Genomic DNA, 5,636 nt, shown 5'->3' on the forward strand with positions numbered 1-5,636 from the left:
TTCTTCTCTCGTGTTTTTCGCTCTCACCTTCTCGTGATAGGAGCACTACGGGATGGAAGAGAATAAGAGTGGTTCTTCGTTGGAGACCAAGAGTACTTATAGGCCTCCGTGAAAATCCCGGTCATGAGGTTTCTTTAAGGCCAGTTTTCTGGATACTGCTATTTTCGTCTCCTAAAGGCTTGAATATAAGCCGCGAGGTCTTCTCTCTTGTTGATACTGATTATGTATATTGTATTCGAGTCTGTGTCAATAGAGAATACGATTCTATATTTCTTTCTGAAGAAATAGGTCTTGAAAAAGCCAGATAGATCAATTCCGTGCTTGTTACCAAGAGCCACTCCAATATAGGGATTTGAGGAGATCTGTTTCAATTTGCCTTTTGCGAGCGCCTTAGCCTGGCCATCCAGTTCGATAAGTTCTCTCAATGCTTCGGGGTGATATTTGATCGTCCAGGCTTTCATAAGCTGTCAATATCCGCCTCAAGGTATTCTTCTTTTGGCGTTTCTGCCCTTGCTTCCAAAATGCCTGCAATCTCGGATCTTTCGATCAGTTCTTTCAGCTCGATTAGTTTTTCGTACTCCTTTATGTTCATCACGGCGTATTTTATCTCACTGTTTTTGATTACCAGCAATGCTCGCTTGCTCTTTTCAAGCTGTTTGAAGTATTTTGCCGGACTCCTTGATAGATCCGTCATGCTCACTGTGGCATCTTTAGATAACCCGTCCATTTTATATTGCCTCCTTAGTTTTAGTATTATAATACGTATTATTATACAACTTTTTTATGCGGAAAGAGAGCTAGGAGCTGGCCTTGGTCCTTCGTCCAGGAGCGTGAACCCGTCATTCGAAAGAGCGGGAAGAGGAGAGAGAAAGAGAGAGAAAGAGAGAGAAAGAGAGAAATAGGAAAAATACAACAGACTCCGAAAGAGTGAGAAGAGAGACGTGAAAATCGGGGACAGACGTCAGGAGCCCGTCAGTCCCCATTTTCACGAGAAGAGGAGAGAGCTACTTTTCTCTCGTGAGCGAAGCGAACTTTCGATGCGCTTTCTCGGCTCTTACAAACAACCCACAACGGTTCTTAGTAGGAGCACTACGGGATGACAGTGCAGGGGCGTTGCGGAATGACGGGATCGTGCGAAAAACGGGACGCGAAAAATGGGACAGACGTCAGGAGCCCGTCAGTCCCCATTTTCGCTTTCGCCTTCTCGTGATAGGAGCATTACGGGATGACAGTGCGGGGAATGGGAGGAGGTTATTCAGGTCGACAACTAGTGTGATACATTTGTATCACTAAAGATTATATACGTGATACAATGACTTTGAGGTGATGATTATGAAGACTGTTAATGTCAGGGATATTCGAAACAGGTTCAGCGAGATTGTTGACAGCAAAGAAGAGCTTTTGGTTCTTAGGCGCGGGGTTCCGATCATGAAGGTATCACCCGTGTCTAAGGAGGATTTGATGAATTACTATCTTTCAAAAGCCCATGAAGAAGCGAGAAAGATTGGACTCAGCGAAGAAGAGGGATTAGGAGTTCTAGATGAGGTAAGAAAAGAGATGAAAGATGAAGGTAGTTATTGATACGAATGTTGTGATTTCAGCGGCTCTTGGCTCCAGAACATGTAGTAGAGCCATTATTAAGGCACTGGAGCAGGAAGTAATTGAACCGGGAATATTCCCGCAAGAGTTGCGAAGGTTTATAGTGAAATTGATGGAAAAGTGTAGAAACGCTGAATTGGAAGCTCTTTCCAGCTTTATAGAATATTTTATAACGATGGTAGAAATTGTCGACGACTACCAGTTGGTTGGTTTCAGTACCGATCTTCCGGACAATCATTTCATTTCATTGGCGGCGGCCAGAAATGCCTTGCTTATAACCGGAGACAAGCTCTGTCTGCAAAGCGCACTGCAAGGCAATGTAAAATGCAAGACGCCATCACAATATCTGAAGGATTCTCTTTGACGCTCTCTAAAAGAGAGTTAAGAGCCGTCCTTCGAAAGAGCGAGAAGAGAGAGAAAGGGAGAGAGACGCGAGGAAAAATAGGGACAGACTCCGAAAGAGTGAGAAGAGGAGAGAGAAAGAGAGAGAAGAGAGACGTGAAAATCGGGGACAGACGTCAGGAGCCCGTCAGTCCCCATTTTCACGAGAAGAGGAGAGAGCTACTTTTCTCTCGTGAGCGAAGCGAACTTTCGATGCGCTTTCTCGGCTCTTACAAACAACCCACAACGGTTCTTAGTAGGAGCATTACGGGATGACAGTGCAGGGGCATTGCGGAATGACGGGATCGTGCGAAAAACGGGACAGACATGAAGAGATTTGTCAGTCCCGGTTTTTCGGGGCAGGCTCTGCGGGGGCATTCACTGGATGACGGGATCGGGTAGAAACGGCGCGGGAGCATTACGGAATGACCCTATAGTGACAGTATTGTCGTTTTAGGTTTCTCCCCAGTGACGCGATACACGCGATACAAATATGGCCTGTTTCTTTAGTATAATATGCTATGGAAGGAGGAATCGATGCCAACAATAAGTATGTTCTACGGAATAATTGTGAGGATGTACTGCTCTCATAATGAGCACAATCCTGCTCATATACACGTTTACTATCAGGAGCACAGTTCTACCGTCTCAATTCCCGATGGAGAACTTCTAAGTGGCGAGATTCCTGTAAAAAGCTTCGATTGGTTCAGGCATGGATTGAGCTTCATTCCGATGAGCTAATCGCTAACTGGAAACTTGTGACAAACGGTGAACTTCCCTTCAAGATAGAGCCCCTAAGATAATGGAGGTATTGACATGAGTATTGGAGTAAAGTCGATAAAGAGCTGTAAACCTTATCAACTCATACTTGAGTTCAGTAACGGGGAAGAGAGAGCGATAGATCTGGAGGGAATACTGAACAAAGGAAAATTCTCGGAGCTACGAGACCCGAAGGTCTTCTGCTCGGCTCGTATTAGCTTTGATACAGTAGAATGGTCCAATGGACTGGACATCTGCCCAGAGTACCTATTTGATCATTCAAGGCCTATAGCAGTACTTCGTTGAGAAAAGAGAATTCAGGAAAAATAGGGACAGACTCCGAAAGAGAGAGAAGAGAGACGTGAAAATCGGGGACAGACGTCAGGAGCCCGTCAGTCCCCATTTTCACGAGAAGAGGAGAGAGCTACTTTTCTCGTGTTTTTCGCTCTTTGTTCTTAGTTCAGGAGAGCATGCGCGGATGAGCGGGAAGGCTAACAAGATCTATCCTAGATCGCCTATTATGTTATATTGAGAAGTATTTTTATGAGTTCGAGGACCTGGCACATCACTTCTTCCGAGACTCTGCCGATTCTCTTTTCCAGTCTATCTCTCGATATGGATCTTATGTCTTCGCTTTTGATGTAGCTTGTGAGATCAAGCCCGGTTTCTTTGCCGGATATCTCAATATGAAGGGGGATGGATTTGTTTTTTGATGTAATTGGAACTACGATCACGAGTTCTGCCGGTCCGTGGTTGAACTGGTCAACAGAAATTACCAGGCATGGTCGAAAACCGGCCTGTTCTCTACCTCTGATCGGGTTCAGGTTCGCCAGCCAGATTTCGCCTCTGGAAGGTAGGTTATTAATCTTTGTCCAGTCCATCTGCGAGCGCCGTTTCCCATTCTTCTCTCTCGTTCTGTTCGTCTTTCCAGAGTTCTTCCCTTTCTTTTAGTCTTGCAAAGGCCCTGTTGGCATCGTTCAGAAGCATTTTCCGCCTGTAGGCATCTACCGCTTTAGCCAGAATCTCCCCTATCGTTTCGCCGCTGGCCGAAGCCATGGCCTTAAGTCTGGAGTGAGTTTCGGATGAAATTCGCACGATCTGCGTCTTCAAGATATATCACCACCGAGTAAACATATTTGTATACTGATAATATAACATACTTTGTATGAAAGGCGACCCGGAAAAAGGGGGGAAAATAGAAAATAGGGACAGACTCTATTTTCACGCGCGATTCGGCCTCTCCATCCTTCGAAAGAGCGAGAAGAGGAGAGAGGAAGAGACTGAAGAGAAGAGCGAGATCTCGTTTAGATGCACAACGGGATGTGTGCGCGAAAAATGGGACAGACGTGAGGAGAATCGTCAGTCCCTATTTTCGCTGCTAATAGAGAAACCCGAAGAGGAACAGCGGGATGATGTTCTCGAATCCGATTTCGATACCGTCACGCAGTACGAATCCGTTTGAAGAATCCTTTAGTTGGCGTCTTCCTTTGTCTGGACCACCGACTTCGAAAGTTATTTCTCTGTCTTTCACTCGCACGGAAAAGTCACCGCTGGCCGGTACGCAAATCCCCAGATGACTGACTTGCGAAACGAAGAAGGCTTCGCGTATCGTTCCCATGTTTGCCTCAAGATTCCATTGCGAAAGGCCGAGAGCATAGTAGAGATTGGTTTCACCGAGAAAGACTTTTGAACCGCTCCGCATTCCTTTTATTCCTCTTCCGCACGGAAGGACTCTTTTCAAAACTCCTGCCCTCTCGAGAGAATCTAGATAGGTGTATAAGGTGACTTTGGTTATTCCTAACTCCTTACAAAGCGACTCGGGAGAGATTGAAGGAACAACACTGGTTGCCACAAAGGCGATGATCTTCTTAATGATTGTTGCCGCCTCGCCTCTCAGCGAATCTTGTTCGACAACATCCTGATAAATCGCTTTGTCTAGAGTGTTTAGTATTCTCTCGTAGTAAGAGCCGTACGAAAGACGGAAAGGGTATGAACCGGTTCTCAAGTACTCCCTGAACAGCTCCAGCGGCTGTAGCTTCTGAAGCTTTCTGCTGATATTTATATGATTCTCGAGAAGCTCACTGATACTTAATGCGGGAAAATTTTCGCCTTTCTCCAGATTGACGAATTCTCTGAATGAGAGATGCCTCAGTTCACTCAATACCGCTCGCCTTGAGAGGTCTGCGGTCCCTTTCATTACGGAGTACCTCGAGCTGCCCGAGAAGTGAATCCGCTTTCCCGGATGCGAGTCATGCAAGGCTTTGATGTCATTTGCCCATCCCGGCTGCCTGTGAGCTTCATCTACCACTAGCGTCTTTCCGCCAAGCTTGAAGAATGTGTCTCCTATGGCGTATATTCCCTCTCTGAGAACTAAGGGATTGTCCCCGGAGATGTACAGAAAACCCTTCTGTCCTTTCTCAAGGATCTTCTGCAGAAGCAAAGTCGTCTTTCCGCAGCCTCTGGCTCCAACGATTCCCAGAAGCGGATCATTCCAATCAATGAGCTCATATGCGTAACGCTTGAACTCTGTAGGAACAGAATTGAAAAGTCTCTCCTGGATCTCGAAAAAGGGTTGAAGGTCTACCATATCGCACCTCCATTTAGTTGATTACATTATACCATTCTAGCGATTGGAGTTTAATATACTTTACCGACTAACAAATAGAACTCTATTTTTCACGAAAGAGCGGCGAGAAGAGCGGAGACCGGAGGAGAGAGGGAGGGGGTGGGACGCGAAAAATGGGACAGACGTGAGGAGCCCGTCAGTCCCTATTTTCGCTCCCTTACCGTCATTCTCGAGCTTGACTCAGAATTACGGTTTTCTAAGGAGTGGATCCCGGATCGTAGTAGCATTACGGGATGACAGTGTGCGCGAAAAATGGGACAGACGTGAGGAG

General features: G+C 46.1%; 8 protein-coding genes and 1 pseudogene. 4 read left to right on the plus strand and 5 right to left on the minus strand.

Annotated features, from left to right (window positions below; all coding sequences use genetic code 11):
- Positions 1-158 precede the first annotated feature (158 nt).
- On the minus strand, positions 159-461 hold the full coding sequence (locus tag PKX57_RS11030; RefSeq protein WP_213922444.1) for a type II toxin-antitoxin system RelE/ParE family toxin: 303 nt from the start codon (positions 459-461) through the stop codon (positions 159-161).
- Complete coding sequence (locus PKX57_RS11035) at positions 458-727, minus strand: type II toxin-antitoxin system Phd/YefM family antitoxin (RefSeq protein ID WP_213922443.1); 270 nt, start codon at positions 725-727, stop codon at positions 458-460. Before PKX57_RS11035 ends, PKX57_RS11030 begins: the two co-directional genes overlap by 4 nt.
- 605 nt (positions 728-1,332) lie before the next feature.
- On the opposite strand from PKX57_RS11035, the gene PKX57_RS11040 reads away from it, so the two are divergent.
- The 4 genes and pseudogenes from PKX57_RS11040 (at position 1,333) to PKX57_RS11055 (ending at position 3,045) form a co-directional block, all read left to right on the plus strand.
- On the plus strand, positions 1,333-1,581 hold the full coding sequence (locus PKX57_RS11040) for a toxin-antitoxin (TA) system antitoxin (RefSeq protein ID WP_213922442.1): 249 nt from the start codon (positions 1,333-1,335) through the stop codon (positions 1,579-1,581).
- Entirely contained in the window at positions 1,565-1,963 is a 399-nt protein-coding gene (locus PKX57_RS11045) for a putative toxin-antitoxin system toxin component, PIN family (protein ID WP_214048402.1), read from the plus strand. Before PKX57_RS11040 ends, PKX57_RS11045 begins: the two co-directional genes overlap by 17 nt.
- A gap of 554 nt (positions 1,964-2,517) precedes the next feature.
- Positions 2,518-2,783 (plus strand): annotated as a pseudogene (locus PKX57_RS11050) (DUF4160 domain-containing protein).
- A 13-nt stretch (positions 2,784-2,796) separates the two neighbouring features.
- Positions 2,797-3,045, plus strand: a complete 249-nt coding sequence (locus PKX57_RS11055; protein ID WP_472417329.1) for a DUF2442 domain-containing protein — start codon at positions 2,797-2,799, stop codon at positions 3,043-3,045.
- A gap of 212 nt (positions 3,046-3,257) precedes the next feature.
- Here the strand turns inward: PKX57_RS11055 and PKX57_RS11060 are convergent, their stop codons facing one another.
- The 3 genes from PKX57_RS11060 to PKX57_RS11070 form a co-directional block, all read right to left on the minus strand.
- A complete protein-coding gene (locus PKX57_RS11060) occupies positions 3,258-3,620 on the minus strand; it encodes a type II toxin-antitoxin system PemK/MazF family toxin (protein WP_214048589.1) in 363 nt (120 codons plus the stop codon).
- Positions 3,601-3,849, minus strand: a complete 249-nt coding sequence (locus tag PKX57_RS11065; protein WP_213919893.1) for a hypothetical protein — start codon at positions 3,847-3,849, stop codon at positions 3,601-3,603. The genes PKX57_RS11060 and PKX57_RS11065 overlap by 20 nt, the downstream gene beginning before the upstream one ends.
- Positions 3,850-4,117: 268 nt before the next feature.
- Positions 4,118-5,326, minus strand: a complete 1,209-nt coding sequence (locus PKX57_RS11070; protein WP_472417331.1) for an ATP-binding protein — start codon at positions 5,324-5,326, stop codon at positions 4,118-4,120.
- Positions 5,327-5,636 lie beyond the last annotated feature (310 nt).

Origin of the sequence: Mesotoga sp., from assembly GCF_035363035.1 — a bacterium.
Taxonomy (GTDB): Bacteria; Thermotogota; Thermotogae; order Petrotogales; family Kosmotogaceae; genus Mesotoga.

What these genes read in the sequence shown, in the direction of transcription:
- PKX57_RS11055 (WP_472417329.1), top strand. Translation starts at nt 2,797, where the DNA reads ATGAGTATTGGAGTAAAGTCGATAAAGAGCTGTAAACCTTATCAACTC.
- PKX57_RS11040 (WP_213922442.1), top strand. Translation starts at nt 1,333, where the DNA reads ATGAAGACTGTTAATGTCAGGGATATTCGAAACAGGTTCAGCGAGATT.
- PKX57_RS11060 (WP_214048589.1), bottom strand. Translation starts at nt 3,620, where the DNA reads ATGGACTGGACAAAGATTAATAACCTACCTTCCAGAGGCGAAATCTGG.
- PKX57_RS11045 (WP_214048402.1), top strand. Translation starts at nt 1,565, where the DNA reads ATGAAGGTAGTTATTGATACGAATGTTGTGATTTCAGCGGCTCTTGGC.
- PKX57_RS11030 (WP_213922444.1), bottom strand. Translation starts at nt 461, where the DNA reads ATGAAAGCCTGGACGATCAAATATCACCCCGAAGCATTGAGAGAACTT.
- PKX57_RS11070 (WP_472417331.1), bottom strand. Translation starts at nt 5,326, where the DNA reads ATGGTAGACCTTCAACCCTTTTTCGAGATCCAGGAGAGACTTTTCAAT.
- PKX57_RS11035 (WP_213922443.1), bottom strand. Translation starts at nt 727, where the DNA reads ATGGACGGGTTATCTAAAGATGCCACAGTGAGCATGACGGATCTATCA.